Origin of the sequence: Streptomyces sp. NBC_00158, assembly GCF_045160885.1 — a bacterium.
GTDB lineage: Bacteria > Actinomycetota > Actinomycetes > Streptomycetales > Streptomycetaceae > Streptomyces.
The window spans coordinates 3,101,011-3,125,888 of sequence record NZ_CP108161.1 but is presented as its reverse complement, the minus strand read 5'-3'; the positions used below and the strand labels follow the sequence as shown (position 1 = coordinate 3,125,888).

The 24,878-nt window shown below is 72.3% G+C and carries 26 protein-coding genes; 13 read left to right on the top strand and 13 right to left on the bottom strand.

Annotation, left to right across the window (positions count from 1 at the left end; all coding sequences use genetic code 11):
- Window positions 1–18: 18 nt before the first annotated feature.
- From OG553_RS14250 to OG553_RS14235, 4 genes are all read right to left on the bottom strand, one after another.
- Window positions 19–786: a proline hydroxylase gene (locus OG553_RS14250; protein ID WP_405979341.1), complete on the bottom strand. Its 768-nt coding sequence runs from the start codon at window positions 784–786 to the stop codon at window positions 19–21.
- Window positions 787–909: 123 nt separating this feature from the next.
- Window positions 910–1,101, bottom strand: a complete 192-nt coding sequence (locus tag OG553_RS14245; RefSeq protein ID WP_405979340.1) for a hypothetical protein — start codon at window positions 1,099–1,101, stop codon at window positions 910–912.
- A 121-nt stretch (window positions 1,102–1,222) separates the two neighbouring features.
- On the bottom strand, window positions 1,223–4,171 hold the full coding sequence (locus OG553_RS14240) for an alpha/beta fold hydrolase (RefSeq protein WP_405979339.1): 2,949 nt from the start codon (window positions 4,169–4,171) through the stop codon (window positions 1,223–1,225).
- 830 nt (window positions 4,172–5,001) lie between these two features.
- Entirely contained in the window at window positions 5,002–5,535 is a 534-nt protein-coding gene (locus OG553_RS14235) for an NUDIX hydrolase (protein WP_405979338.1), read from the bottom strand.
- Window positions 5,536–5,593: 58 nt separating this feature from the next.
- Between OG553_RS14235 and OG553_RS14230 the strand changes: the two genes are divergently transcribed.
- Together OG553_RS14230 and OG553_RS14225 are read left to right on the top strand one after the other, a co-directional pair.
- On the top strand, window positions 5,594–6,130 hold the full coding sequence (locus tag OG553_RS14230) for a GNAT family N-acetyltransferase (protein WP_405979337.1): 537 nt from the start codon (window positions 5,594–5,596) through the stop codon (window positions 6,128–6,130).
- A gap of 52 nt (window positions 6,131–6,182) precedes the next feature.
- Entirely contained in the window at window positions 6,183–6,536 is a 354-nt protein-coding gene (locus OG553_RS14225) for a hypothetical protein (RefSeq protein WP_405979336.1), read from the top strand.
- Here the strand turns inward: OG553_RS14225 and OG553_RS14220 are convergent, their stop codons facing one another.
- Both OG553_RS14220 and OG553_RS14215 read right to left on the bottom strand, forming a co-directional pair.
- Entirely contained in the window at window positions 6,537–7,337 is an 801-nt protein-coding gene (locus OG553_RS14220; protein WP_405979335.1) for an alpha/beta fold hydrolase, read from the bottom strand.
- A complete protein-coding gene (locus OG553_RS14215) occupies window positions 7,334–7,927 on the bottom strand; it encodes a TetR/AcrR family transcriptional regulator (RefSeq protein ID WP_405979334.1) in 594 nt (197 codons plus the stop codon). Before OG553_RS14215 ends, OG553_RS14220 begins: the two co-directional genes overlap by 4 nt.
- A 208-nt stretch (window positions 7,928–8,135) precedes the next feature.
- Between OG553_RS14215 and OG553_RS14210 the strand changes: the two genes are divergently transcribed.
- Together OG553_RS14210 and OG553_RS14205 are read left to right on the top strand one after the other, a co-directional pair.
- On the top strand, window positions 8,136–8,651 hold the full coding sequence (locus OG553_RS14210; RefSeq protein ID WP_405979333.1) for an allene oxide cyclase barrel-like domain-containing protein: 516 nt from the start codon (window positions 8,136–8,138) through the stop codon (window positions 8,649–8,651).
- Window positions 8,652–8,860: 209 nt separating this feature from the next.
- Window positions 8,861–9,319 carry a TIGR03618 family F420-dependent PPOX class oxidoreductase gene (locus OG553_RS14205; RefSeq protein ID WP_362468825.1) on the top strand — a complete coding sequence of 153 codons (459 nt, stop codon included), beginning with the start codon at window positions 8,861–8,863 and terminating at the stop codon, window positions 9,317–9,319.
- 511 nt (window positions 9,320–9,830) lie between these two features.
- Here the strand turns inward: OG553_RS14205 and OG553_RS14200 are convergent.
- Window positions 9,831–11,030, bottom strand: coding sequence for a thiolase C-terminal domain-containing protein (locus OG553_RS14200; protein WP_405979332.1), 1,200 nt, complete (start codon window positions 11,028–11,030; stop codon window positions 9,831–9,833).
- A 210-nt stretch (window positions 11,031–11,240) separates the two neighbouring features.
- Here OG553_RS14200 and OG553_RS14195 point away from each other — a divergent pair, with 210 nt between their 5' ends.
- Entirely contained in the window at window positions 11,241–12,431 is a 1,191-nt protein-coding gene (locus tag OG553_RS14195) for an acyl-CoA dehydrogenase family protein (protein ID WP_405979331.1), read from the top strand.
- Window positions 12,431–12,940: a nitroreductase family deazaflavin-dependent oxidoreductase gene (locus tag OG553_RS14190; RefSeq protein WP_405979330.1), complete on the top strand. Its 510-nt coding sequence runs from the start codon at window positions 12,431–12,433 to the stop codon at window positions 12,938–12,940. Before OG553_RS14195 ends, OG553_RS14190 begins: the two co-directional genes overlap by 1 nt.
- Window positions 12,941–13,045: 105 nt before the next feature.
- Here OG553_RS14190 and OG553_RS14185 read toward each other — a convergent pair whose 3' ends face one another.
- Window positions 13,046–13,693 (bottom strand): TetR family transcriptional regulator, encoded by a 648-nt coding sequence (locus tag OG553_RS14185; protein ID WP_007265731.1) that lies wholly within the window; start codon window positions 13,691–13,693, stop codon window positions 13,046–13,048.
- 421 nt (window positions 13,694–14,114) lie between these two features.
- Here OG553_RS14185 and OG553_RS14180 point away from each other — a divergent pair, with 421 nt between their 5' ends.
- The 3 genes from OG553_RS14180 to OG553_RS14170 all read left to right on the top strand — a co-directional run bounded on the left by OG553_RS14180 (window position 14,115) and on the right by OG553_RS14170 (window position 18,121).
- Window positions 14,115–14,921, top strand: coding sequence for a VOC family protein (locus OG553_RS14180; RefSeq protein ID WP_405979329.1), 807 nt, complete (start codon window positions 14,115–14,117; stop codon window positions 14,919–14,921).
- A 169-nt stretch (window positions 14,922–15,090) separates the two neighbouring features.
- Window positions 15,091–17,511: a PQQ-binding-like beta-propeller repeat protein gene (locus OG553_RS14175; RefSeq protein ID WP_405979328.1), complete on the top strand. Its 2,421-nt coding sequence runs from the start codon at window positions 15,091–15,093 to the stop codon at window positions 17,509–17,511.
- Between the two features lie 115 nt (window positions 17,512–17,626).
- On the top strand, window positions 17,627–18,121 hold the full coding sequence (locus OG553_RS14170) for a peptidylprolyl isomerase (protein WP_405979327.1): 495 nt from the start codon (window positions 17,627–17,629) through the stop codon (window positions 18,119–18,121).
- A gap of 59 nt (window positions 18,122–18,180) precedes the next feature.
- Here the strand turns inward: OG553_RS14170 and OG553_RS14165 are convergent, their stop codons facing one another.
- Entirely contained in the window at window positions 18,181–19,008 is an 828-nt protein-coding gene (locus OG553_RS14165; RefSeq protein WP_405979326.1) for a class I SAM-dependent methyltransferase, read from the bottom strand.
- Between the two features lie 89 nt (window positions 19,009–19,097).
- Here OG553_RS14165 and OG553_RS14160 point away from each other — a divergent pair, with 89 nt between their 5' ends.
- The 4 genes from OG553_RS14160 (at window position 19,098) to OG553_RS14145 (ending at window position 21,926) form a co-directional block, all read left to right on the top strand.
- The gene (locus tag OG553_RS14160) at window positions 19,098–19,826 is read left to right on the top strand and encodes a GntR family transcriptional regulator (protein ID WP_405979325.1); all 729 of its coding nucleotides are present in this window, start codon (window positions 19,098–19,100) and stop codon (window positions 19,824–19,826) included.
- A gap of 100 nt (window positions 19,827–19,926) precedes the next feature.
- A complete protein-coding gene (locus OG553_RS14155; RefSeq protein WP_405979324.1) occupies window positions 19,927–20,397 on the top strand; it encodes an ATP-binding protein in 471 nt (156 codons plus the stop codon).
- Window positions 20,398–20,608: 211 nt separating this feature from the next.
- Window positions 20,609–20,755: a hypothetical protein gene (locus tag OG553_RS14150; RefSeq protein ID WP_405979323.1), complete on the top strand. Its 147-nt coding sequence runs from the start codon at window positions 20,609–20,611 to the stop codon at window positions 20,753–20,755.
- Between the two features lie 7 nt (window positions 20,756–20,762).
- Window positions 20,763–21,926 (top strand): methyltransferase domain-containing protein, encoded by a 1,164-nt coding sequence (locus tag OG553_RS14145; protein ID WP_405979322.1) that lies wholly within the window; start codon window positions 20,763–20,765, stop codon window positions 21,924–21,926.
- 334 nt (window positions 21,927–22,260) lie between these two features.
- Here the strand turns inward: OG553_RS14145 and OG553_RS14140 are convergent, their stop codons facing one another.
- From OG553_RS14140 to OG553_RS14125, 4 genes are all read right to left on the bottom strand, one after another.
- Window positions 22,261–22,764 (bottom strand): hypothetical protein, encoded by a 504-nt coding sequence (locus OG553_RS14140; protein ID WP_405979321.1) that lies wholly within the window; start codon window positions 22,762–22,764, stop codon window positions 22,261–22,263.
- A gap of 87 nt (window positions 22,765–22,851) precedes the next feature.
- A complete protein-coding gene (locus OG553_RS14135; protein ID WP_405979320.1) occupies window positions 22,852–23,298 on the bottom strand; it encodes an SRPBCC family protein in 447 nt (148 codons plus the stop codon).
- 337 nt (window positions 23,299–23,635) lie between these two features.
- The gene (locus tag OG553_RS14130) at window positions 23,636–24,412 is read right to left on the bottom strand and encodes an enoyl-CoA hydratase/isomerase family protein (protein WP_405979319.1); all 777 of its coding nucleotides are present in this window, start codon (window positions 24,410–24,412) and stop codon (window positions 23,636–23,638) included.
- The gene (locus tag OG553_RS14125; protein ID WP_405979318.1) at window positions 24,409–24,876 is read right to left on the bottom strand and encodes a Zn-ribbon domain-containing OB-fold protein; all 468 of its coding nucleotides are present in this window, start codon (window positions 24,874–24,876) and stop codon (window positions 24,409–24,411) included. The genes OG553_RS14130 and OG553_RS14125 overlap by 4 nt, the downstream gene beginning before the upstream one ends.
- Window positions 24,877–24,878: the final 2 nt, after the last annotated feature.

Sequence of the window (24,878 nt, the reverse complement as noted above, 5' to 3'; positions counted from 1 at the left end):
CCCGCCCCCGCAGGGCCGTCACGCCCAGGTGAGCAGCTGCCCCGACGTGCCGCCGAGCCCCACCGCGAACCCCAGCGCGATCCTGCGGTCCCCGCGGCTCGGCCGGACCGCGTGGAAGAACCGCGGATCGATCAGCAGCGCCTCGCCGACCTCCGGAGCCAGCTCGATCGACTCGGCACCCGCCACCACCGACTCGGCGAACCCGTACCGGGCCGACAGCCGGTGCGCCTCGTCCTCGGGCTGCCAACGGTGCCTCCACAGCACCGTCTCGCCGCCCTCCGGCGGCACGCTCAGGTACAGGTTGAACGCGAACTGCCCGATCAGCGGCTCGTCGAGCAGATCACCGTCGTACTCGCGCAGCGCGTCGTCGAAATGGACCTGGAACCCCTGGTTCGGCTCCCGGGCCACCCCGTCGCCCATCTCCACGCCGCCCCTGCGGCCCACCGACACCCCGCCCGGCCAGGCCACGGCCAGCGCCTCCCGGCAGGTGCGGAACGGATCGAACGACAGGCCCAGGCCCTGCCAGGCCTCGTGGTGCCCCTGCAGCGCCTTCCAGTAGGTGTCCGCGACCCCGCCGTCCGCCATGTGGTCGCTGACGCCCACCCCGAACCGCATCACCGGCGGATCGACGCGGGCCTTCCCGTACGAATCGAACACCTGCTGCCGCAGCGCGCCGAGCACCTCGTCGCACCGTTCGCGCGGCAGGAAGGAGGGGACCCGGACCGCCGCGTACCGCCCGGCGGCCAGCCCGGCGAGCAGCTCGTGGGTGAACGCCGGCGCGGTCACGGCGCGGAAGAACGGATCGTGCGGTGGGACCGGTAACGCACTCTGAGTGGTTCGCCCTGAGGATTGCCCTGACGTCATTCGATCGCCCCCCGGCGTCGGAAAGACAACAGAAACCAATGGCGCTTATCCGGGATGCGTCCCGCTGGTCGCGCGGAACGCGGTCTTCGCGTCGAGCTCCAGTGCCTGCCGTCCGGCCTCCAGCGCTTCCATCGCGATCCGCCGGCCGACCTCCGCCTGCTCCTGCTCCAGGACGCTCCCCGGAGCGCCCCATCTGAGGGACTGGTCGTCGTTCGTATCGGTCGGGACAGCAGTCATCGGCGGACCTCCGCGCATTTCGGTGTGGGACGCGTCACACAGGGTGAGGCAACGTCAGGCTACGCGCAACCCTGCACCGGCCGTTGGAGTTCCGCCCAACTGGTATGAAAAGCATGGGGTTTCAGCCCGGAAGCTCCCGCAGAAGTTTCTGCAGGAGAGCCCTGGCCTGCACCGACAGCGGATGCTCCGAAGGCACCACCCGGTCCAGGTCCCGCACCAGGGCCTTCAACTCGTTCACCGCATCGGACGTACGCCCCACGATCCCCAGCAGCACCCACACGAACGTCAGCCGCAGCCGCATCACCATGTGCGAATCCGGCGGCTGCGACGCGTCCCGCAGCGCCTCCCGGATCACCTGCTCGGCCTCCTGCGCCCGCCCCTGCCCCAGCAGCGCGTGCGCCAGCGTCTCGCGCACCCGCAGGATCTCCGGCGTCGACGGCGGCCAGTGGTTGCGCCGGCTGATGTCCTGGATCTGCCAGGCCTCCGCCTCCGCCTCCGCGTACCGGCCCAGCGCCCGCATCGCCCGCGCCAGCGTGTGCCGCACCACCAGCGTGTCGTAGTGCTCCGGCCCGCGGACCTCGTTCTCCGCCTCCACGATCGAGCGGAGCATCTCCTCGGCCTCCGCCTCCCGCCCCTCCTGCTCGTTGATCGCCCGGGCCAGCTTGTGCCGGCTGGCCAGGGTGTCGGCGTGGTTCTCCCCCAGGATCCGGGTCCGCGCCAGCACCACCCGCGCCAGCACCTCCTCGGCCTGCGACAGCTGCTCCCGGTCCAGGTGGATCCGCCCCTGCTCGTGCCGCAGCCCCAGGATCTCCCGGTCGTCGATGTCGAACCCGAACGACGAGCAGCGCTCCACCATCGGCACCACCAGGTCGTACGCCGGACCCAGCAACCCCGTCGCTATCAGGTACCGGGCCGTCAGCCGCGCCAGCTCCAGCGCCTCCGTCCGCACCGTCCGGTCCGACAGCTTCAGGTCCCCCAGCAGGCACGCCCTCGACACCTCCAGCGCGTGCGGGGCCAGCGCCGCCCACAACGGCCAGTTCGCCGGATGGTCCGGGTTGACGTGCAGGGTCGCCCGGATCACCATCCGCACGGCCAGCCCGTAGTAGTCCGCCGGCCGGTCCCGCACCTCCCGGTCCTCGCGCAGCACCCCGTGCACCACCGGGTGCAGGGTCAGCACGTGCGCCAGATCGCGCTCGGCCACCCCCTCCCGCTCGTAGAAGTCCACCAGCCCGAACTCCTCCAGGCCCGAGAGCGCCGCGTGCGTACGCGCCGGGGTGATCCCCGGGAACAGCGGCGACTGCGACAGCGGAGGATCGATCAGCAGGCACCGGTAGGGGACCGGAGCGATGCTCAGGCAGGCGAACACCTTCAGCAGGCTCACCGCCTGCGCCCGCTCCTGCCTGCTCAGCAGGTCCATCGCGATCCCGCAGACCTTCTCCACGATCTCCCGGCCCAGCAGCTCGCTCAGGTCCGGACCCGCCTGCCCCGGCGCGGCCTCGACCCGCGCCGCCACCGCCCGGCCGAAGGTCTCGAAGTCCCGGACGTCACTGTCCAGCGAGATCTGGCTCTCGCTGACCGCCCTGATCACGTCCGCCGCGTGCCGCAGTGCCAGCGGCAGCCCGCCCAGCTGCTGCGACAGCCGCCGCGCCTGCTCGTTCGTACCGCCCAGGCCGCCCGTCCGCTCCAGCAGCATCGACGCCCCGTCGTCCTCGCCCAACGGCACCACGTGGTGCACGGCACTGCTCTCGCCCCACGTCTGCTGACGGCGCACCCGGCTGGTCACCACCACCCTGCCGTTCGGGTTCTGCGGGCGGCGCAGCCAGCCCGTGCCGTCCGCGACCTGGCCGCCGCGCGGACCCAGCCGCTCCGGGTCGTCCGCGTTGTCGAAGATCAGCAGCCACGGGTCCGGGCACGCGTTCAGCAGCGTCCACACCAGGTCCGTCGCCGTCCCCAGCAGCCAGGCCCGCTGCACCGTGATCGTCGGCGCCCCCAGGTCCCGGGCGATCATCCGCATGCGCAGGCTCAGCTCCGGCATCGACACCCACCACACCCGGTACCCCGCCCGCTGCGCCCGGTCCGCGACCTCCAGCGCCACCCGGCTCTTGCCCGACCCGCCCAGCCCGGACAGCACGTGCACCCGCTGGCGCGCCTGGTCCGACAGCAGCGAAGCCACCAGGCCCAGCCGCTCCTGCCCCTTCAGCTTGCCCTCCTCCAGCGGCCCGTACGGCGGCGGCGGGAACGGCGCCAGGTCCAGCTCCCCGGCCGCGGGCGGCGGCAGCGAGGGCCGCCCGGCCGCCTCGGCGGGGGACCGCGGCGCCAGCATCCCGCCCGCCACGTCCGGCGCCCCCTCCGCCGGCGCCTGCGCCGCCTCCAGCAGCGCGGCGCGGACCGCCATGTAGGGGGCGGCGGCGCGGTCGGCGGGCTGCACGATGGAGAAGTGGTCGGCGGTGACCACACCGCCCTTCGGGAACACCCCGCGCGCGACGACGGGCGGCACGATCTCGTCGGCGGAACCCCCGTACGCGCGCACCGGTATCGGGCACTCCTGGTCCCCGTACGCCCGCCCGTGCACGACGGCGCTGAGGACGGTGCGCTGCGCTTCCGTCACGGCCCGGTCGAAGGGGCGCAGCTGCTTCTCCTGCGGGTTGTTCCAGACCTTGAGCCAGCTGCGGACGGTGAGGAAGAACCCGGACCCGGTGTTGGGGCAGGCGAACATCGTGAAGTGCTTGATCCGGGACAGCTCCCGGCCCTCCCCGTTCCACAACTTGCGGGCGAGGAACCGCTGTACGACGAGCCCGCCCTGGCTGTGGGTGACCAGCACGATCCGCTCGGCGTCGGCGAGTTCGGTCTCCAGGAAGGTCCCGAGCTGGTCGGCGACGTCGTCGGTCTCCGCCACCCGCCGGTCGGGGCGCAGACGGACGAGCGGGGAGTCGTACTCGAAGCGGTGGACGCTGACCCAGTCGGCCAGTTCGGGGTCGGTGGTGAGGAGGGCGTGGAAGGCCGCCCACACCTTGGCGGAGGAGAACAGACCGTGCACCAGCACGAGGTGGACGCGTGTCCGTACCGCCATCGCGAACCTCCGCAGCCAGAATGTGGGTTGAAGCAGAAGGATTTCGGTCGCAGATGAAAACTTAGATGAAGAACTACCCGCATCAATGATGCACGCGGGGCGACCGCGGGAGCCATAACAAGACACCCTCCGACCCGGCGCGCAACAGGCGCGCCGGTCGCGCGCGGGGGCGCGCCGAGCGCGAACCCAAGCGGCGCGAGCGCCCCGGAGGGGGGCGGGCGGCGCGGCTGGGGCGCGGGGGGCGCGTGGGGGGTGGGGGTGGGGGTGGGGGTGGGTCGGTGGCCGGGTGGGCGGTGCTCCCTGGGGCGGGATCAGGGCTGGTTTGGGGGTTTCCCGTCAGTCCCATCGTCCTTCCGTGTCGGGCCGGCCTGTCAAGGGCGCTCCCTTCGGTCGCGTCGCTTCGCGATGGCCTTCGGCCACCCTTGACAGGCCGTCCCGCCCCGGAAAGCCGAAGAACTGTCGGGAAACCCCCAAAAGAACGGTCACGGGGCAGAGCAAGGAGGGGCGGCCGTGTCAGGGAGCAGGCGACGGGGCCGGGCGTCGGCCCGCCGGGCATCCGAGCCCTCAAAGTCCCGATTCGGGGCCAGGAGCGGGCCTACCTGCACGAAAGGTCGATCAGAGCGGTCTGCGGAGCCCCCAGACGCGTCAGATCGCTACGCGCTCCTCTCGTCTCGGCGTCCTGCGACCGCCTGTGGCTGATACCTGCACGAGAGGACGAACAGGGCAGCCCAGGGAGCGGAGGGCGCGCCGGATCGCTACGCGCTTCTGTGATCTCGGCGGCCGGCGGCCGTCCTGGGCTGGTATCCGCGATCACGGGGGATGGGGAGTCGCTAACGGATGCCCTCGTCCATGAGGACGTAGAGGAGGGGGACCAGGCAGCCGCTGCTGACGATCTCGCGGCGGTCGATCATGCCCCGGATCTCCGTCAGGGGGATCCACTCGATGCGGTCGGACTCGTTCTTCTCGGTCGGCGGTCCCGCGTAGGTGGCGCCGTCCGCGCGGAACAGGTGGTGCTGGGAGTCCGTGATGCCGGCCGCCGGCTCGGCGTAGACGAGCGGCTTCATCGGTCCGGGGCGCCAGCCCGTCTCTTCGAGGACCTCGCGGGCGGCCGCCTCGGCGGGGGTCTCGTCCGACTCGATGAGACCCATGGGGAGTTCCCAGGCCCAGGTGTCCGTGATGAAGCGGTGGCGCCACATCATCAGGACCTCGCGGCGCTCGTTGACCACGGCCGCCACGGCCAGGTGCTTCAGCTTGACCACGTGGTGCTCGAAGCGGTTTCCGTCAGGTGTCTCCACGTCCGCGAACCAGAGGTCGAGCCATTGGTTCTCGTAGATCGGACGCTCTCCGTGGATCTTCCACTGCATGGGTCCAGCATCGCTTATTCGTTTGCCGTCGGTCAGGCCGGGCGGGTAGGAAGCTCGCATGCTTATAGGTGCCAAGGTCGGGCTCAGGGCCCGGCACGAGGACGACATCCCGATCCTGCGGACCGAGCTGTACGACGACGTCGTCAACGGCTCGCGATCCGAAGCCGGTCCGTGGAAGCCGATCACGCCCGGCTCGAAGGACCCCCGGCTGGTGGTGGACGACACCAAGGAGACCAGCGTCCAGTTCTCCGTGGTGGAGCTGGAGGGCGGCACGCTCGTCGGCGACGCGACGTTCTGGGGCATCGACACCCACAGCCGGGCCGCGCACATCGGCCTGGGACTGCTGCCGGCCGCACGCGGCAAGGGCTATGGCAGCGATGTCGTCGCGGTCCTCTGCCACTACGGCTTCGTGGTGCGCGGCTTCCACCGCATGCAGATCGAGACGCTGGCCGACAACACGGCGATGCTCCGCGCCGCCGAGAACAACGGCTTCGTCCGCGAGGGCGTACTGCGCTCCTCGGCGTGGGTGCTGGGAGAGTTCCTGGACGAGGTCATCCTCGGCCTCCTCGCCAAGGACTGGAAGCCGAAGGGCTAGACACGTGTCCTGGCCCTCCGTGATCATTCTCGTTCCCGTGGGCCGACGTTCCTTGCTCGAGGGACGAATCCGTTCCTTCGAGCTCGTCGCAGACCCTGTGACGGGTGACGACAAGCTGCACTGGCGCGGGTACTCGTACTACATCGACCTCTCGGGCGGGATCCTGGCCGACTATGAGGGCGAAGAACTCGAGGAGGTGAAGACCCGGATCGGCGAGCCGTACGCGGTGTACGTCTCGTGCCAGTCCATGGACGCGGCCCGGGCCTTCCTCCGCGATGTCCTACCCGGCATCGACGGACTGCTCGACACCAACCACTTCGAGATCCTGCGGGCGAGCGAGTTCCTCGCCCTGGTCGAGCGCAGTCCCGACTGGGACTGGCGGCGACAGCCGAGCACGGACGTGTAGCTAGGGGCGGAAGGCCTTGCGGAGCGTCTCGGCGAACTCGGTGGGATGGGTCGTCGTGCCGGTGTGGCCGCCGGGGAAGTGGAGGAGTTCCGTGCCGAGGTGCTCGGCCAGGAGGGCGGCCGGGCGGTAGGGCAGCTCGCCGCGTGAATCCTCGCCGCCGGCGAGTACGAGGCGGTCCGACAGGGATTCCAGCCGGGGGACGTCCGGTACGTAGGACATGAAGGCGGGCACGATCCGGCCGAGGAAGTAAGGAAGGTCGGCCATCGTCTGCTCGGCACGTGCAGGTGGGAGCTTGATCTCGGCCTTCGGCGGGGTGGTCCGCAGGCCCGCGGCGAAGAGTGTCATCGCCGGCATGAGGCCCTCGGCGTGGAAGGTTTCCTGCACGCGTGCGATCAGCGCGCGGTGTTCGGGGGCGTCCGGCAGGACCTCCACCACCGGCGGTTCGTGCGCCACGAGGCGCTCGACGCGTTCGGGACGGGCGGTGAGCAGGTGCAGGGCGGTGATCGCGCCCGAGCTGGCGCCGAACACCCGGGCGGGTTCACCGGGCGACAGCAGTTCCAGTAGCCGGAACGCGTCGTCGGCGTGCTCGGCCACCCGCTGTTCGGCCCCGGGATCGTCCAGCGTGCTCCGGGCCATGCCGCGCGGGTCGTAGGCCGCGACGGTGTATTCGGCGGCCAGGGCGTCGGCGATGCCGTCGAGGGAGGCCGCGCCGCCCGACCCTCCGGGGATCAGCAGCAGGAGCGGGCCCTGGCCCCGCACTTCGTAGTGCAGGGTCGCGCCGTTCACGCGCAGGCTGGTCATGAGGGGTCTCCTTCTCGGGACGGGGGCCAGTGCTCCAGGAGCGTGTGCAGGGCGTCGAGCGTGCGCACCCAGGAGTCCTGTGGTGAACGCTCGTGGGCGAAGCCGCCCGAGGCCTCCAGGGCGACGAAGCCGTGGAACGTGCTGCGCAGCAGCCGGACCGCGTCGGTCAGGTCCGGCTCGGCCAGTCCGTAGCCGCGCAGCATGCTGTACGTCAGCTCGACCGCGCGCCGCGGTCCGGACGCCTTCGCGGCGAGTTCGGGGTCGATCCTGATCGAGGTCTGCGTCGACATGTAGCGCCCCGGGTGCTCGTGGGCGTACGCCCGCCACGCGTCGGCGAACGCGACCAGTGCGGCTTTGCCCGAGCGGCCGGCAGTCGCCTCCGCGATGCGGAGGGTCTTCTCGTCCGCCGCCAGCAGCGCGATCCGTCCGCGCAGATCCTCCAGGCTCCGGACGTGCGTGTAGAGGCTCGCGTCCTTCACGCCCAGGCGCCGGGCCACCTGCGACATGGTCACCCGGTCGAGCCCGGCCTCGTCCGCCAACTCGGCGCCCGCGACCGTAACCCGTTCTGTTGTCAGTCCGGCCCGTCCCATGCACACACTCCTGTTCCTAGGGGTCCTAGGTTAAACCTAGGACCCGTAGGAACGGCAACCGTTTTGGTCCGACCGGCTGGATGTGCCGGTGGTTCGTGCCGGGGTGCTCCGAGGCGCGGCGGAGGCAGGGCTATGAATGAAATCGAACCAAATCGGATGGAAGTTCGCTATCCCGCCATTCCCGAACATCAACCTCAGGAGTCGCACGATGCGCCCCATCAGAGCGGCCTGCCTCGGCACGGCCACGCTGGTCACCCTCCTCACCTGCACCCCCGTCGCGGCCGCCGCGACGGACACCGGTTCCGCCCCGGCCGGGGACAAGGGCCGGACCATCACGGTCCTGGCCGAGGTGCAGCAGCTGACCCGCTTCCCCGTCCTCCCCGAAACCCCCGGCAGCCCCAAGCAGGGCGATCAAGTCGTCGTCCGCTCGCTCCTCTTCGACGAGGAGCACAACCAGATCGGCGAGACCCACGGCAGCTGCGTCACCACCCGGGGCGGCGCCGATGAAGCGGAGCAGTGCCTCGTGACCTACATCCTCCCGGGCGGCCAGATCACCACGCAGGGGGTGTACTTCAACTACCTCGACCAGGGTCCCTTCGACAGCGCGATCACCGGCGGCACGGGGAAGTACGAGAAGGCCCGTGGCTCGGTCCACTCCGTAACGGTCTCCACGCCCCCCACGACCCCCACGGTCGTGAGGCGCTTCACGATCCACCTCGCCTGACCCCGGAATCCGGCTCCGCAGGGCGCTCTGATCGACCTTTCGTGCAGGTAGTCGCGCCCCTGGCCCGGATCAGGGACGTTTGAGGGGCCCGCACGCCCGGCGTGCCGGGCCCCTCGCTGAAGAAGCGGGCCTCCTTCCACCGGTCGCGGCCGGAACGTGCGATCTGATGCGACAGGAATTGCCGCACGGGGAACGCAGTTGATCACTGCATGACCAAGCCCGCGGCGCCGCGCCCGCTCTCCGACGAAGAACTCTCCGACCTGCTCGGCCGGCAGCAGTTCGGCACGCTCGCCAGCATCAAGCAGAGCGGCCACCCCCACCTGACCACCATGCTCTACAGCTGGGACCCCGAAGGCCGCACCGTGCGGTTCTCGACGACGGCCGACCGGGTCAAGGTCGGGCACCTGCGCCGCAACCCCAGCGCGGCCCTTCACGTACAGGGCGGCAACGTGTGGTCGTTCGCCGTGGCCGAAGGCGACGCGGAGGTGTCCGAGCGCACCACGGTGGCCGGGGACGCCGTCGGCCGGGAACTGCTCGGCATGATCCCGGCGGCTGCGCGCCCCGAGGACGAAGCCGCCTTCCTGGAGCAGCTGGTGGCGGAGAACCGCGTGGTCATCCGCCTGAAGGTGAACCGCCTGTACGGCACGGCGCTCGACATCGACGGCTAGATCAGCCCAGGACGGCCGCCGGCCGCCGAGATCAGAGAAGCGCGTAGCGATCCGGCGCGCCCCTCCGCTCCCTGGGCTGCCCTGTTCGTCCTCTCGTGCAGGTATCAGCCACAGGCGGTCGCAGGACGCCGAGACGAGAGGAGCGCGTAGCGATCTGGGGCGCTCGGGGGCTCCGCAGACCGCTCGGGTCGCCTTTTGGTGCGGGCAGCCGCGCCCCTGGCACGGACTGGCGGCCTCTGAGGGCTCGGATGCCCGGCGGGCCGACGCCCGGCACCTCGCCTCAGCACTGAGGGGCTGCCCCTCTCCTCCTGTCCGGTGACCGTTCTTTCGGGGGTTTCCCGGCAGTTCTTCGGCTTTCCGGGGCGGGCCGGTCTGTCAAGGGTGGCCGAAGGCCATCGCGAAGCGACGCGACCGAAGGGAGCGCCCTTGACAGGCCGGCCCGACACGGAAGGACGATGGGACTGACGGGAAACCCCCGAACCAACCCTGATCCCGCCCAAGGGAGTACCCCCTACCCCCGCCCCAGGATCACCGTCCCCGCCGAGCAGAACCAGCCTCCCGTGCCCGAGGCCAGGGCTACCTCCGGCAGGGTGCCGTCCGGCTTCGTGACCTGGCCCGGGCCCGCCTCGCCGCGGAGTTGGCGGGTGGCTTCGACCAGGAGGAAGAGGCCGCGCATGCCCGGGTGGCAGGCGGAGAGGCCGCCGCCGTCGGTGTTGACCGGGAGTTCGCCGTCCCGCAGCAGGCGGCCCTTCTCGACGAAGGCTCCGCCTTCGCCCTTGGCGCAGAAGCCGAGGTCCTCCAGCGTCACCAGGGTCATGTACGTGAAGGCGTCGTAGATCTCCGCGAGGTCCACGTCGGCCGGAGTGAGCCCCGCGCGGGCGAAGGCCTGGCGGCCCGAGGCGGCGGCGGGGGAGACGGTGAAGTCCTCCCACTCCGACATGGTGGTGTGGGACACCGACGTGCCCGTGCCCAGCACCCACACCGGGGACTTCGCCGTGTCGGGTACGTAGTCCTCGGCGGCCAGCAGTACGGCGCAGCCGCCGTCCGAGCGGATGCAGCAGTGGAGCTTGGTGAAGGGGTCGGCGATCACATCGGACGTCAGCACGTCCTCCACCGTGATGGGGTCCCGGAACATGGCGTCCGGGTTGGTCGCGGCGTTCGCCCTCGCCTGGACGGCCACCGAGGCGAGCTGTTCCAGGGTGGTGCCGTACTCGTGCATGTGCCGTCGCGCGGCCATCGCGTACTTGGACACGAGCGTGTGGCCGTACGGGACCTCGAACTGGAGCGGCCCCCGGGCCCCGAACGACAGGTTGGACGTGCGCCGCCGGGCCTTGATGTCGGCGCGGGCGGTGGAGCCGTAGACCAGCAGGACGGCGTTGGCGTGGCCGGCGGCGATGGCGTCGGCGGCGTGGGCGGCCATGACCTCCCACGTGGAGCCGCCGACGGAGGTGGAGTCGACCCAGGTGGGCCGCAGTCCGAGGTACTCGGCCACCTCCACCGGGGCGAGCACGCCGAGGCCGGCCGAGGCGAAGCCGTCGATGACGGAGCGGTCGAGGCCGGAGTCGGCCAGGGCCCGGCGGGCGGCCTGTGCGTGCAGGGCGTAGGGGGTCGGGCCGTCGACCCGGCCGCAGTCCGAGAGGGCGACGCCGACCACCGCGACCCGGCGGCGGGGCGTGGCGGGGGAGACGGGCGCAGAAAGGGGTCCAGGCATGGGGGGACGGTACATCTGACGCCCAGTCAGATGCTAGACCACGGCGCCGGCGCGGCTCCGGCGCGGCCCCGCCCGGCCACGGTGTGCCCCCGCCCGGCAACCGGCAGTCCGCCCGCCCCCGCGCCCGCAAAGGGCGGCCTCCGCCCCCTGTGCATCTCACCCCCGCCGCCCTAACATGACGCCCCGTCAGATACGGGGAGGAGCCCGACGATGGATGCCGCCTTCACCGCGGAGCAGGACGAGATGCGCCGTACCCTGCGCGAGATCCTGGCCAAACGCTGCGGGCCGGACGAGGTCAAAACCGCCGTCCGGACCGCCGCGGGACACGACCGCGAGCTGTGGCAGCAGCTCTCCCGGCAGCTCGGTCTGCCGGGCATCGCCGTCACCGAGGAGTACGGCGGTGTCGGCTGTGCCCCCGGGGACCTCGCGCTGGCCTGTGAGGAGACCGGGCGCGCGCTGCTGCCCTCGCCCCTCCTCGCCACCGCCGTCCTCGCCGCCCCGCTGATCACCGCCCTCGGCACCGCCGGGCAGCGTGCCGCCCTGCTGCCGCCGCTCGCCGCCGGGGAGCTGACCGCCGCCCTCGCCGTCCCCGGCCCCGCCCTGGCCGCCGCGCTCGCCCTGACCGGCGACAACGCCCCCGGCGACTGGGCGGGCGGGGGCCGGGCCGGCGGGGTCCAGGCGCGCCGCACCGACGACGGGTGGCGGCTGTACGGGGAGGTGCCCCAGGTGCTCGACGGGCACAGCGCCGGCCTGCTCCTCGTCGCGGCGCACACCGGCGGCTTCGCCCGCGCCCGCACCCTGCTGTTCCTCGTACGCGAGGACGCGCCCGGCCTCGTCCGGGACCGGCAGGCCACCCTCGACGAGACCCGCCCGCAGGGCCGCGTCCAACTGCGTGACGTGACGGCGGAACTGCTGGGGGACGACGACCTGGCCGACCCGCTCCCCGCCCTCGCCGCCACCGGCTGCGGCGCGGCCGCCGTCCTGGCCGCCGAGGCGGTCGGCGCGGCGGACCGGGCGCTGTCCCGCACCGTGGAGTACGTACGCCAGCGCGAGCAGTTCGGCCGGGCCGTCGGCTCCTTCCAGGCGGTCAAGCACCGCCTCGCCGACCTCTACGTACAGGTACAGGCGGCCCGCTCGGCCGCCTACTACGCCGCCTGGGACCCGGACCAGGGCGGCCTCGCCCTCGCCCAGGGGCTGGAGGCGCTGCGCACCACCGCCGGGGAGGCGATCCAGCTGCACGGCGGCATCGGCTTCACGTGGGAGCACGACGCCCACCTCTACTTCAAGCGGGCGGCCGCCGACGAGCTGCTCTTCGGCCCCGTCCACCGCCTGCGCGCGCACGCCGCGCAGCACGCAGGGCTCTTCGACCCGTCCGCGACCCCAGAGAGGGCGGCCGTCTGATGGCTCCCACCGCTTCCAAAGGCCCCGGAACCGCGACCGCGCTGGGCGTCAAGCTCATGCAGAAGGTCTCCTCGACGCTCCTCTTCGCCAAGGTCGCACCGCACTTCATCCCCGCCATGGACAAGGCCGTGCACCGCCTCACCCGGGGAAAGGTGCTGCTCAGTGCCCGGATGCTGCCGGGCGTGATCCTCACCGCCAGGGGTGCCAAGACGGGGGAGCCGCGCACCACGCCGCTCGCGTGCATGCCGGAGGACGGAGGCGTGAGCTGGCTGCTGATCGGCTCCAACTTCGGCCGCCCCGGCCACCCGGCCTGGACCGGGAACCTGCTCAAGCACCCGGACGCGGACGTGAGCTGGCAGGGGCAGGACATCGCGGTACGGGCCCGGCTGCTGGAGGGGGCCGAGCGGGCGGCGGCGTGGCAGGCGGTGCTGAAGTTCTGGCCGCCGTACGCGACGTACCAGGCGCGCATCGAGCGCGAGATCAGGCTGTTCCGCCTGGAGCGGCGCTGACGGCGGCGCTGACGGCGGCGCCGACGACTGTGCTGACGGCGGTGCCGGCAACGGCTCGGCCGACGGCGGGTGCGGGGAGCGGCGGACCCTCCAGGGGGTCCGCCGTCACCTGGTCGGCTTCTTGCCGGTGATGCCCAGGTGCACGAGCAGGGCCAGGTTCGGCTTGAGTTCGGCCTGCTTGACGCCCCAGGTCTGGAAGCCCTTCTGGTGCGAGGCGACCGCCGCCAGCATCGCGACGAGCGAGCCCGCCATCGCGGCGGGGCTGAGGTCCTTGTCGACCTTGCCCTTGGCCTGGAGCTCCTTCATCGACTCCGTGAGGGAGTTGGTGACGGAGTTCAGGATCTTCATGCGGATCTTGTAGAAGCGCTTGTCGCCCTCGGCGGCACCGAGGTCGACGACCCGCAGGATCGCGTCGTTGCTGCGCCAGAACTCCAGGAATCCTTCGACGAGTTCCTCGGCGGCGGCCCAGCCGGCCTTGCCGACCCAGTTCCGGCCCTCGACGAGCGCCGTCAACTGCGCGCCCTCCGTGGCCATTTGCTCGGCGATCTCCAGGACGGCGCCCTCGACGTCCGGGAAGTACTGGTAGAAGGTCGCGGGGGAGGTGCCGGCCTTGCGCGCGACGTCGATCACCTTGACGTCGCGGTACGGCGAGGAGCTGAGCATCTCGCTGAGGCAGTCGAGCAGCTTCTGCCGCGTCGCCTGGCCGCGCCGGCCGGCGACACGCCCGTCGACGGTGCGTACTTGTCCTGTCATGCCGTCAGCTTACCGAGGGCCGATCGGCGCGCTATTCGGCCGCCTGCAAATGGGGTTACCCGGCCGTCGACCTGCCCGGGAGGCCTTCGGGGCGGGGGCCGGGGGCGGATTCCGGCCGCCGTTCCGCCCCGGGGGACCTCGTACGTACCGGTGCGTATCCCCCGAATAGTCTTATCAACAGGCTGTGGACAAGTTTTCGGGCGGACCATGGTTCATGGGCATGAAACGCCCGCTGTCCGGACAAGCCCCCCAAGCTACCCAACGCCCCGCCCCCGGACCCAACCCGCACCGCCACGCACCACCCGCGCCACCGGACCGAACCAGCACCACCGGACCGAACCCGCACCACCGGACCGAACCAGCACCACAGGCACCACCCGCACCGCCACGCACCACCCGCACGACGGAAGGAACCCGCCCCATGGCCGCAGCCGCATTCGCGGAAGGCTCGCCCTGCTGGGTCGACGCCTCCCTCCCGGACGTCGAGGCGGGCAAGCGCTTCTACGGCGAGCTCTTCGGGTGGACCTTCGCCGACCCCGCCGGCGCCGAGTACGGCGGCTACACCCAGGCCTACAGCCGGGGCCGCAACGTCGCCGCCCTCGCCCCCAAGCCCGACGGCCGCATGCCCACCGTCTGGGGCGTCTACCTGTACACCTCGGACGCCTACGCCTGCGCGGCCCGCATCCGCGCCGCGGGCGGCCAGATGGTGATGGACCCGCAGCCCGTCGGCCCGTACGGCACCGCCGCGATGGCCGCCGACCCCGGCGGAGCCGTCTTCGGCCTCTGGCAGCCCGGCACCCACCACGGCTTCGACGCCCAGGACGAGCCGGACACCTACTGCTGGGCCGAGGTCTACACCCGGGCCCGCGACGCCGTCGACGTCTTCTACGCCAACGTCTTCGGCTACGTCCCCCAGGACCAGGACGACTCCGGGACCGGCGTCGAGTACCGCGTCTGGTCCCCGCCCGGCAGCGCGCCCGGCCCCGACACGGCCGTCCTCGGCCGCAGCCTGATCACCGACGCCTTCCCGGAGATCATGCCGGCGCACTTCCTCGTCTACTTCGCCGTCCCCGACTGCGACCGCGCCGTGGCCACCGTGCAGCGGCTCGGAGGGCGCGTCACGGCCGATCCGTTCGACACCCCGTACGGGCGGATCGCGGTCGTCGCGGACAATCAGGGGGCGGTCTTCGCGCTGCTGTCGGAGCCGCCGTCGCAGCAGTCGTCGTAGCCGCGTCGGACCCGCCGTCGCAGCCGCGTCCCAACGCACACCCGTAGCCGGGGCCGGACCAGGCGCGGGCCTGACAGAATCGGGTCGTACCGGTGCGCGCGCCCTTGGCAGCCGCGCCCGGGTGGAAGCGGGTCCGGCAGGGGCCCGTACGGGGAGGTAGTGGAGGCGAGTGGTGGAGCAGCTGACGCAGCACGACCCGAGACGGATCGGCCCCTTCGAGGTGCTCGGACGGCTCGGCGCCGGCGGCATGGGGCTGGTCTATCTCGCACGTTCGGCGTCCGGACGCCGGGTCGCGATCAAGACGGTGCGTACCGAACTCGCCGAGGACCAGCTGTTCCGCGTGCGGTTCACCCGCGAAGTGGAGGCGGCGCGCGCCGTGTCCGGCTTCTACACGGCGGCCGTGGTCGACGCCGACCCGCGCGCCGCGGTGCCGTGGCTGGCGACGGCGTACGTACCGGCGCCCTCGCTGGAGGAGATCGTCAACGAGTGCGGGCCCATGCCCGCGCAGGCCGTGCGGTGGCTCGCGGCCGGCATCGCCGAGGCGCTCCAGTCCATCCACGGCGCGGGGCTGGTCCACCGCGACCTGAAGCCGTCCAACGTGCTGGTCGTCGAGGACGGCCCGCGCGTGATCGACTTCGGCATCGCGAGCGGCGTGTCCAACACCCGCCTGACGATGACGAACGTGGCCGTCGGCACCCCGGCGTACATGTCGCCCGAGCAGGCGAAGGACTCGCGCAGCGTCAAGGGCGCCAGCGACGTGTTCTCGCTCGGCTCGACCCTCGTCTTCGCCGCGACCGGGCACCCGCCGTACCACGGGGCGAACCCGGTCGAGACGGTGTTCATGCTGCTGCGCGAGGGCCCCAACCTGGAGGGGCTGCCGGACGAGCTGCGGCCGCTGATCGACTCCTGCATGCAGATGGACGCCACGCAGCGCCCGACCCCCGCCGACCTCCAGGCGCAGCTGGCCCCGCACCTGTTCGACGGCGGCGACGACAGCGGGACGGCCTCGGCGTGGCTGCCGGAGCGGGCCGTCGCGATGATCGAGACCCGGCGCGCGGGCAACCGTACGGGGACCACCCCGTCCCCCGTCGTCTCCTCGCCGCCGCCCCCGGGCCCGTCCACGCACCGCAGGCCCGCGCGCGGCACCGTCGACCCGTTCGTCGACCCGCGTACCGGGCAGGCCGTGCCGCCGCGTCCGGACCGGCCGCCGCTGACCCCGCCGCCGGTGCGGGGCCCGGCTCCGGTGCCGGTGTCCTCGATGCCCGGGACGCCCGTACGGCTCGGCGGTGCGCCGGTGCCGATCGGGCCCGGGCCGCGCGCGACGGCCTCCGCCCCGGCGGGGCACGCCGCGGCGGACTCGGCGACCGGCTGGGTGCGCCCGCCGGCCGGGACCCCGGCGTCGTCGGCGGCCCCGGCGGCGACCCCGTCCGTACCGGCTCCCGGGCCGTCGCCCGACAGCGGTCGCTGGCGGCCGTGGCGCTTCCGCATGTCCAACGAGGTGTGGGGCACCCCGACCGTCGCGGGAGACCTCCTCTACGTCACCTCCTTCGAGGTGCACGCCCTGGACGTCGGCAGCGGCCGGCGCCAGTTCAAGACGCGGGACGTGGCCTGGTCGATGGCGGTCGCCGACGGCCGCATCCACGCCTCCGACGGGCCGTCCCTGTTCGCCCTCGACGCGAAGGACGGCTCCGAGCGGTGGCGGCTGAACGCCGACGCCTGGGTGTACGCGCTGCGCGCCGAGCGGGGCACCGTCATCACCGCCACGCGCGGCGGCGGCGTCCAGGGCTGGGAGGCGTCGAACGGGCAGAAGCTGTGGGAGCTGAGCGGCGCCCAGTCCGACTTCGAGACCCCGGAGGCGGCCCCCGTCCTGCACGAGGGCACCGTGTACGTCTGGCAGGACGCCCGGCTGCGCGCGCTGGACGCCCGCTCCGGCCAGGAGGCCTGGTCGTACCCGGTCGGGGACGCGGCCTCCTGCGGCAACGTCCCGGTCCGCGTCACGCCCGCCCCCGACGGCAACGTCTACGTCTGCGCTGGTACCCGCGTGCTCTCCGTGGACCGGGCCTCGGGCCGGGTCCGCTGGCACTTCGAGGCCCCGGCGGTCTTCCTGGCCCCGCCGGCCTTCGCTCCGGGCCCCGCGGTCACGGGCGGCGGGGTCTACCTCGCCGACTACCTGGGCACCGTCTACGCCCTGGACGCGGCCACCGGCAAGGACCGCTGGCGCATCGCCACCGAGCCGCGCCCGGCGTCGGACCCGGTGCTCGTCGCGAACGGCAGCGTCCACCTGGGCGCGGGCAGCGCCCTGTACACGCTGGACGCGGTGACCGGCACCCCGAAGTGGCGGTTCGCGGCGGGCGGCGAGATCACCGGCCCGCCGGTGGTCGCGGACGGCCGCGTCCACTTCGGTTCGGCCGACCACTGCCTGTACACCCTGGACGCGGTCGGCGGCCAGCTCCGCTGGAAGCTGGCGACGGGCGGCGAGATCACCGGGGCCCCGGTGGCGGAGGCGGGCGTGGTGTACGCGTGCAGCAAGGACCGCTGCGTCTACGCCCTGGACGCCGCGAAGGGCACGGGCACCCGCACGAGCGCCTGACCTGCGACGTAACCGCCCCCCGCCGTCCGCGGCGGGGGCCTTCGCGACGCGCCGGGGGGCCGGTCCCCGGCCCCGCCGGGGTGCGGTTGGTACCGGGAGTGACAGGATGGGACCCATGAGCAACGTATTCTTCGACATCACCATCGACGGTGCGCCGGCCGGCCGCATCGTCTTCAGCCTGTTCGACAAGGTCGTCCCGAAGACGGCCGAGAACTTCCGCCAGCTGGCCACCGGCCAGAACGGCTACGGCTACGCCGGCTCCGGCTTCCACCGCGTCATCCCGCAGTTCATGCTGCAGGGCGGTGACTTCACCAACCACAACGGCACCGGTGGCAAGAGCATCTACGGCGCGAAGTTCGAGGACGAGAACTTCGACCTGAAGCACGACCGCCCGTACCTGCTGTCGATGGCGAACGCCGGCCGCAACACCAACGGCTCGCAGTTCTTCATCACCACCGTCGTCACCTCGTGGCTCGACGGCAAGCACGTCGTCTTCGGCGAGGTCGTCGAGGGCCAGGACATCGTCGACAAGATCGAGTCCCTGGGCACCCAGTCCGGCGCCACCCGCGCCAAGGTCGAGATCGCCGCTTCCGGCACCGTCGAGGCCTGATCCCCAGCACGCGCCGGTCGGCCCCGCCCCCTCTCCGGGGTGCGGGGCCGCCGTCGTTTCTACGCGGAACGGTCCGGGACGGTGGCCACGGCGAGCATGTGGGAGCTGGCGGCGAGCAGGTCGGGGTGGGGCTCCGCGAGCCGGGCCGCCGTCAGCGCGGCCTCGAACATCTTCGAGTCGGCCAGACTGCTTCCGGTGTGCTGCTCGGTCGCCTTCAGGGCGGACCACGCCGGGCCCTCCACGCCGTAGACGACCGGTGCTTCGAGGCCGGCCTCGCGCATCTCGTCCTCCAGGCTCTGGCCGGTGTGGAAGTAGGCACTGGTGAAGCCCTTACGGCCCGGTTCATGGATTCCGCTGACGAGGATGTCGGCAACGGCGCCGCGCACACGATCCACGGTGAGCATCGTGGTGGCGACGTGCTCGAAGAGGGAGGCGTAGCGGCCGATGGCGGCGGCCGCGACGATACCCCCGGGGCGGACGACTCGGGCAGCCTCGTGGAGTGCCCGGACGCGGTCACCGGGGTCGAGTAGGTGGTAGAGCGGGCCGAGGACGAGCGCGACGTCGTAGGAGGCGTTGGCAGCGGCCAGCTCGCGGGCGTCGCCGAGCGAGACGCGGAATCCGGCGGCTGCGGCTTCGTCGACATGGCGCGGTACGGGGTCGACCAGGTCGACGTCGTACCCGTCTTCGGTGAGCCACCGTGCGTGCGCTCCGGGGCCCGAACCGATGTCGATGACGCGGGCGGGCGCGGCCGGGAGATGGCGCCGCAGCAGCTCCTGCGTGCGGACCATTTCGAGTAGCCCGTCCGCGCTGCTGCTCAGCCGGTCGGATTCGCTGATCGTCTCGCTGTAGAAGGCGATGATCTCTGGGCCTACGGAGTATGCGGGCATGGGGCGATTCTGGCTGCTGGCCGTATCGGGCGGTAGCCCCTAGCGTGACCGGTCAACCGGTTAGCCCCACTTCGCTTCAAGGAACGCACATGTCACTTCTGAAGTACGAACAGATCGCGGAGAGCCTGCGTCGGCGCGTGGCTGACGGTGAGTTCGGCCCCGGCGACCTCCTCCCGTCCAGCCGCGACCTGTGCGAGCAGTGGGCGGTTTCGCGTGCGACTGCCATCAGGGCCATGGAGGTGCTGAGGGCTGACGGGCTTGTGGTGCCCCATCAAGGCCGCGGATTCTCAGTGACGCAGGTTCCGGTCGCTCGGCCCGCAGGAGGCAGGGGCTCCGGCACCAGCCGGGTGCAGACGGGTGCTCCGTACCGCCGGATCGGCGTGCCCGAGATGCTGGTGCCGCCGTCCCACATCGCCGAAGCCCTCCACCTGGCGGCGGGCCGGCGAGCCCTTCAGCGAGCCCGGTTGGTCCTCACGGAGGAGGGCGGGGCGCACTCGTATGTGACCGCATGGTTTCCGCCGGAGATCGCGGACGTTTGCCCTCGACTGCATCAGAACGGCCCGATCGCCGAGGGGACGACGCACTACGTGCGGCGCATGACGGGACGGCTTTCGGTTCGCGGCACGGACACGACCTCGGTTCGGTTGGCAACGAGCGCGGAGGCCGAACTCCTTCAGGTGAAACGTCCATGCGCGGTCGCAGTGGTCCTGCACATCGCCTACGACGAGGCGGAAGGGGCCCTGGTCTGCGAGGAAGGGGTCACGCCTGAGGGGCTGTGGGAGTTGGTGGACAACTATTCGCTGAATCAAGGGGGTTGACTGGACCGGTCCACCGGTCCAATCTCTCCGTGAATGCAGATACCCCCGCGACCGCGCCAACGGTCCGGGGGCGTGGCCAACGCTTCGAAGGAGCGTCAGCATGGAGCATTTTATCGGCCCGCCGGTGGGAGATGCCGAAGTCGTGCGGCGATGGCGCAGGGAAGCGCGGTGCGTACCCCTCGCGAGGCTGGAGCTGTGCAGGACCCTGGCGGCGTGGGGGCTTTCCGAGCTGGAGGGGGACGCGCTGCTGGTGGCGTCCGAGCTGGTCACCAATGCGGTACGGCATGCCGCGGGCCCCCGGGACCGGGAGATCGAGACCCGGTACGTACGGCAGCCGGGCGGAGTGCGGATCGAGGTTCACGACGCCTGCGCCGTACGGCCCGGGGTCCGGGTGACCGCCGTGAACTCGGAGGCGGGCGGGGGCTGTTCCTGGTGTCGGCGATCGCTGACCGCTGGGCCGTGGGCGAACGGGTCGGGCCCGGGAAGCGTGTCTGGGCCGAGCTGTCCGTCAAGGGAGGGCGGGCGTGATCCCGGGCGTGGTGCAATCGTCGGCATGGCTCCTCTTTTGTGACCGTGCCGGCAGTGGGCCGATCCACGAGTCGGAGTGCACCTCGTGCCTCGAGGGCTCCGGCCCGGCGGATGACGAGGCCGCCCCGGCCATGTGGTCCCTCCGCCACGCCCGCCGCACGGGCCACACCGGCTACCGCAGGGTGATCACACACTTCCAGCGCGCCTTGGAGTGCTCTGTCGGCACTCGACCACACAACGACGAGGAGACGACCATGACCGGAAAGCACGGTGGAGGCACCGGATCCGGGCAGGGCGGTAGTCAGCAGGACGACAGCCAGAGCGGTGCCAAGCACGGAGGCGGTGGCTCCGACGAGGGCGGCAATACGTCCGACGGCTCCGGCCCGGCGAGCGGCGAGTAGCGGCGCAATGGCCGTGCGTGCAGAGGAGGCGGGCCCCAACGGGCTCGCCTCCGCGCTCGTGGAATCGGGCGCACTGACATCGGACTGGTTGCCGTCCTTTCAGGCGGTCCCACGCGAGCTGTTCCTTCCTGACCGCATCTGGCCCGGGATCGCAGACGGAACGCGCCAGAACGCGCTCGTGTCCCGCGACGGCGATCCGGCCGCATGGCGGGCAGCCGTGTACTCCGACATTCCGCTGACGACCCAATGGGACGACGGCCTCCACCAGGGCGATGGGCTCGGCACCACCCCGACGAGTTCCAGTTCCATGCCCCGCATGGTGTGCTCCATGCTCACCGACCTCGATGTGTGCGACGGCGTCAAGGTGTTGGAGATCGGCACCGGCACGGGCTGGAACGCCGGACTCCTCGCCCATCGCCTTGGGCACGAGAACGTGGTGAGCATCGAGTACGACGAGGACGTGGCGCGGGCCGCGGGCGAGAACCTGCGCCGTGCCGGGCTGCGTCCGCTGGTCTTCGTGGGTGACGGCCGCCTCGGACACGTGGGCGGTGGCCCCTATGACCGGGTGATCGCCACTTGCCCGATCGGGAGTGTTCCTCGGCCGTGGATCGAGCAGACGCGTGACGGCGGGGTCATCGTGGCCCCCTGGGCCACGGAATACGGCGGAGAAGCCATCGTGCGTCTGATCGTCCGCGGCGGTGCGGCCTCGGGGTTCTTCACCCGCTCTTCGGCCTTCATGAGACTGCGGCAGCAGCGGGCTGCACGGCCCCCGTTCGAGGAGTACTTGAAGGGCGAGGAGTGGCCGGCCGGTGGGGCGAGGAGCACCACCAGGCTCTCCCCAGCCGACACCGGCAGCTGGATCGCCCAGTTCGTCATCGGCTTGCGGGTTCCGGGCGTCTTCTGGCGGTCGGAGCCGTACGAGGACGGGACGTACACGCTCTGGCTCTACAGCACCGATACCGAGTCCTGGGCCACGGCGGACCACGTTCCGGGATCCCGTGAGTTCGAGGTCGTCCAGTCCGGGCCCCGGAGGCTGTGGGACGAGGTCGAGAGGGCGTTCCGTTGGTGGGACCACGCTGGTCGGCCGGGCTTCGAAGGCTTCGGGCTGACGGTCACCGACGCGGGACAGAGCGCCTGGCTCGCCGACCCCGACCGGTCATGGCGCGTCTGACCTGCGGGGCGCGGTCCACGGGGTCGACCGCATCGTGTGGGAGCTCGTGCCGCGACGGGCGGGGGTCGCCGAGACACGAAGAGTCGCGTAGCGATCTGTCGCGTCTGGGGGGCTTCCCAGGGAGCTCCGATCAACCCAGGCTGCTCTGAGACCGCCCCAGGGGATCCCGCTCCCAGGCCCCCGGGCCCGCAGGCGGGGGCGGGTGGGCAGCCGCCGACCGGCCTCCGCCCCCTCGAGGGGGAGATGGCGGGCCCGAGCCGGCGTCACACCACCGGGAGGCTCTGCACCGCCAGGACCGGGAGGTGGTCCGTGGTGGTGCGGGGCCGACGTCGTTTCAGTGGTCCTGCGGGGAGGTGGGGGCCCATCGGCGGGGGTCCACCGGGTCGACCGCGTCGCGCGGGAGTTCGCGTCGCGAGCGGCGGGGGCGGCCGCGCATGACGGCCGCCGCGAGCAGCAGCAGGGCGCCCGCGCCGAAGGCGGTGGCGACGCCCGAGCCGATGCCGGTGCCCTCGACGCCGACCGACAGCCCTCCCGCCGCCTGGCCCTGGCGGACCATCCACAGCACCGCGAAGCCCAGTACGACGACCCCCGCGAACGCCATAAGCAGCCGTGAGCGGCGTACGACCGCCAGCAGCGTCAGCAGCGCCGCGAACAGGGACGGCAGCAGCAGCGAGCCCAGCAGGGCGGCCCCGTCGTCGGTGACGCCGGAGCCGGCGAACAGCTCCTCGATGCGGTAGTCGCGGCCGGGGCGGCCGTCGTACCAGGCGCGGAAGGGGCTCCAGACGGCGGCCGCCGCCCCGATCAGGCCGATGATCGAGCCGATTGCGTTGCGGATCATGCCCGGCCCTCCGGGGTAGGGGTCATGGGGCAGGGGGTCATGATCCCGACGCTATGTCCGGATTCCCGCGGCCGCACGCCGGGCGCGTCAGGACGTGGCGCGGGCCGATTCCACCCGGGCGCGCAGGGCGTCGTTCATCGCGGTGAAGTTGCGCCCGGTGCCGTCCAGGAGCCGGCCGAGGAAGGGGACCAGCAGGCCGCGGAAGCGCTCGCCGTGCACCAGCCGGGTGGTGCGGTTCGGGCCCTCGGACAGGCGCAGGTAGTGCTCGCCGTCGAAGAGGCCGCGGACGAGGAAGTGCCCGAGCCAGCGCAGCTCGGTGCCGGGGGAGGCGACCAGGACGGTCGGCCGGAACGTCGTGGGCTTCCCGGACTCCGGGTACATCGTCAGGGTGAGCCTCTCGCCGGGCACCGCCTCCCCGGCGGCCGCGCGGATGAACGGGTTCCAGGTGCAGTAGCGGGGGAGGTCGGTGAGGACCGCCCAGACCTCTTCGGGGGTCGCGTCGATGCTGATCTCGGTGCTGATGGTGCGTCGCACTGTTCCGTGCTCCTCTTGGTGATGCGGTGCTCACCGAAGGGACGCGGGGGGTGTGCGGCTGCCGCCGGGTTCGGTCGTCGGATGCAACCACGGTTCACGTCGGCAAAGTACGGCGCGGGCGGCGTCTTCGCTGGTGGCGCAGAGAGTGGAGGAGTGCGTTCCGGGTGTGGGGTGGTGAATGCCGACAGGTCGGGCGGCCCCGGCCCGCTCCGGCGCGGGGAACCGGTCGGCCGCGCTCCCGGCCCCGCGGACGGCCGCCCCGGGCGGCGGGCCCGGGTGGCGGGCCCGGGCGGGACGCAGCCGACGGCCCGATGCCCCGGCCCGCCCGGTGCCCGGTTCAGCGCAGTCGGAACTCCGCCCCCGGGCGGCGGGTCGCGAACAGGGACGCCTGGCGCTCCGCCGGGAGGTTCCCCAGCGCGATCAGTGCCGGCGCCTGGTCCAGCGCCTGCTGGAGCGCCGCCCGCTTCGCCGACCACAGGGCCCGCACCGTGCCCTGCACCGCATCCGTCGGGAACCCGGCCAGCGTCCGCGCCGAACGCAGCGCCGCCTCCAGCAGCTCCCCGGGCTCCGCAAGCTCCGAGACCAGCCCGATCTCGTACGCCCGCCGCGCGGAGAGCCGTTCGGCCGTCCCCATCAGGGACATCCGGGCCGCCTCCCCGAACGGCATCCGCTGCGCCATGTACACGGCCTCGTAGGCGCTGACCATCCCGTACGAGGTGTGCGGGTCGAAGTACGTCGCGCTGGTCGACGACACGATGAACTCCGCCTCGCCGAGCAGGTAGAACGCCCCGCCGCAAGCCATGCCGTTGACGGCGGCGACCACCGGCTTCCACAGGTCGTTGGCCTTCGGGCCGATCGCGATCAGCGGGTCGTCGGCCGAGTACGGGGACTCCGGCTGCGGGACCTCGGCCGACCGGTCGATCCCCGTGCAGAACGCGGCGGTGCCCGCGCCCGTGAGCACCACCGCCCGCACGTCCCCGTCGAAGCGCAGCTCCCGCCACACCCCGGCCAGGGCGGCGGCCGTCTCCAGGTCGATCGCGTTGTGCCGGCGCTCCCGGTCCAGGGTGACGACGGCGACCCCGGCGGCCTTGTCCCGTTCGACGCGCAGGGTCATGCCTTCTCCAGTACCCAGCGCGGCACGCTCATCCCGCCGACCTCGGTGAACACCGCCTGCACCCGGGCGCCGACGCGCAGCCGCGCCGGGTCGACGGAGTTCAGCGGGGCGTCGGCGGAGGTGACCAGGTTCCCGGCGAGCCGGATCTGCGGGGCGTCGGCCAGCTCGACGAGGACGACGTTGTACGGGGCCTGCGCGGCGTACGCGGGCAGCAGCGGCGGGTGCGGCCGGACCCAGGACCAGATCCGGCCCCGGCCGCTCATCCGGCGCCACTCGCCGTCGAAGGACTGGCAGTGCGGGCAGCAGGGGCGGGGCGGGAAGCGCAGCCGGCCGCAGGCGGTGCAGCCCTGGACGCGGAGTTCGCCCCGGGCGGCGTACTCCCAGAAGGGGGCGCCGTCCTCGTCGGGCACGGGCAGCAGGAGGGATTCCCCGGCGGATGCGGTGGTCTCTTCGGCAGTGGTCATCG

Excerpts from the sequence above, each read along its gene's own strand:
- OG553_RS14245 (WP_405979340.1), bottom strand. The coding sequence starts at position 1,101 with ATGACTGCTGTCCCGACCGATACGAACGACGACCAGTCCCTCAGATGG.
- OG553_RS14240 (WP_405979339.1), bottom strand. The coding sequence starts at position 4,171 with ATGGCGGTACGGACACGCGTCCACCTCGTGCTGGTGCACGGTCTGTTC.
- OG553_RS14235 (WP_405979338.1), bottom strand. The coding sequence starts at position 5,535 with ATGCAGTGGAAGATCCACGGAGAGCGTCCGATCTACGAGAACCAATGG.
- OG553_RS14230 (WP_405979337.1), top strand. The coding sequence starts at position 5,594 with ATGCTTATAGGTGCCAAGGTCGGGCTCAGGGCCCGGCACGAGGACGAC.
- OG553_RS14220 (WP_405979335.1), bottom strand. The coding sequence starts at position 7,337 with ATGACCAGCCTGCGCGTGAACGGCGCGACCCTGCACTACGAAGTGCGG.
- OG553_RS14215 (WP_405979334.1), bottom strand. The coding sequence starts at position 7,927 with ATGGGACGGGCCGGACTGACAACAGAACGGGTTACGGTCGCGGGCGCC.
- OG553_RS14210 (WP_405979333.1), top strand. The coding sequence starts at position 8,136 with ATGCGCCCCATCAGAGCGGCCTGCCTCGGCACGGCCACGCTGGTCACC.
- OG553_RS14205 (WP_362468825.1), top strand. The coding sequence starts at position 8,861 with ATGACCAAGCCCGCGGCGCCGCGCCCGCTCTCCGACGAAGAACTCTCC.
- OG553_RS14200 (WP_405979332.1), bottom strand. The coding sequence starts at position 11,030 with ATGCCTGGACCCCTTTCTGCGCCCGTCTCCCCCGCCACGCCCCGCCGC.
- OG553_RS14195 (WP_405979331.1), top strand. The coding sequence starts at position 11,241 with ATGGATGCCGCCTTCACCGCGGAGCAGGACGAGATGCGCCGTACCCTG.
- OG553_RS14190 (WP_405979330.1), top strand. The coding sequence starts at position 12,431 with ATGGCTCCCACCGCTTCCAAAGGCCCCGGAACCGCGACCGCGCTGGGC.
- OG553_RS14185 (WP_007265731.1), bottom strand. The coding sequence starts at position 13,693 with ATGACAGGACAAGTACGCACCGTCGACGGGCGTGTCGCCGGCCGGCGC.
- OG553_RS14180 (WP_405979329.1), top strand. The coding sequence starts at position 14,115 with ATGGCCGCAGCCGCATTCGCGGAAGGCTCGCCCTGCTGGGTCGACGCC.
- OG553_RS14170 (WP_405979327.1), top strand. The coding sequence starts at position 17,627 with ATGAGCAACGTATTCTTCGACATCACCATCGACGGTGCGCCGGCCGGC.
- OG553_RS14165 (WP_405979326.1), bottom strand. The coding sequence starts at position 19,008 with ATGCCCGCATACTCCGTAGGCCCAGAGATCATCGCCTTCTACAGCGAG.
- OG553_RS14160 (WP_405979325.1), top strand. The coding sequence starts at position 19,098 with ATGTCACTTCTGAAGTACGAACAGATCGCGGAGAGCCTGCGTCGGCGC.
- OG553_RS14155 (WP_405979324.1), top strand. The coding sequence starts at position 19,927 with ATGGAGCATTTTATCGGCCCGCCGGTGGGAGATGCCGAAGTCGTGCGG.
- OG553_RS14150 (WP_405979323.1), top strand. The coding sequence starts at position 20,609 with ATGACCGGAAAGCACGGTGGAGGCACCGGATCCGGGCAGGGCGGTAGT.
- OG553_RS14145 (WP_405979322.1), top strand. The coding sequence starts at position 20,763 with ATGGCCGTGCGTGCAGAGGAGGCGGGCCCCAACGGGCTCGCCTCCGCG.
- OG553_RS14140 (WP_405979321.1), bottom strand. The coding sequence starts at position 22,764 with ATGATCCGCAACGCAATCGGCTCGATCATCGGCCTGATCGGGGCGGCG.
- OG553_RS14130 (WP_405979319.1), bottom strand. The coding sequence starts at position 24,412 with ATGACCCTGCGCGTCGAACGGGACAAGGCCGCCGGGGTCGCCGTCGTC.
- OG553_RS14125 (WP_405979318.1), bottom strand. The coding sequence starts at position 24,876 with ATGACCACTGCCGAAGAGACCACCGCATCCGCCGGGGAATCCCTCCTG.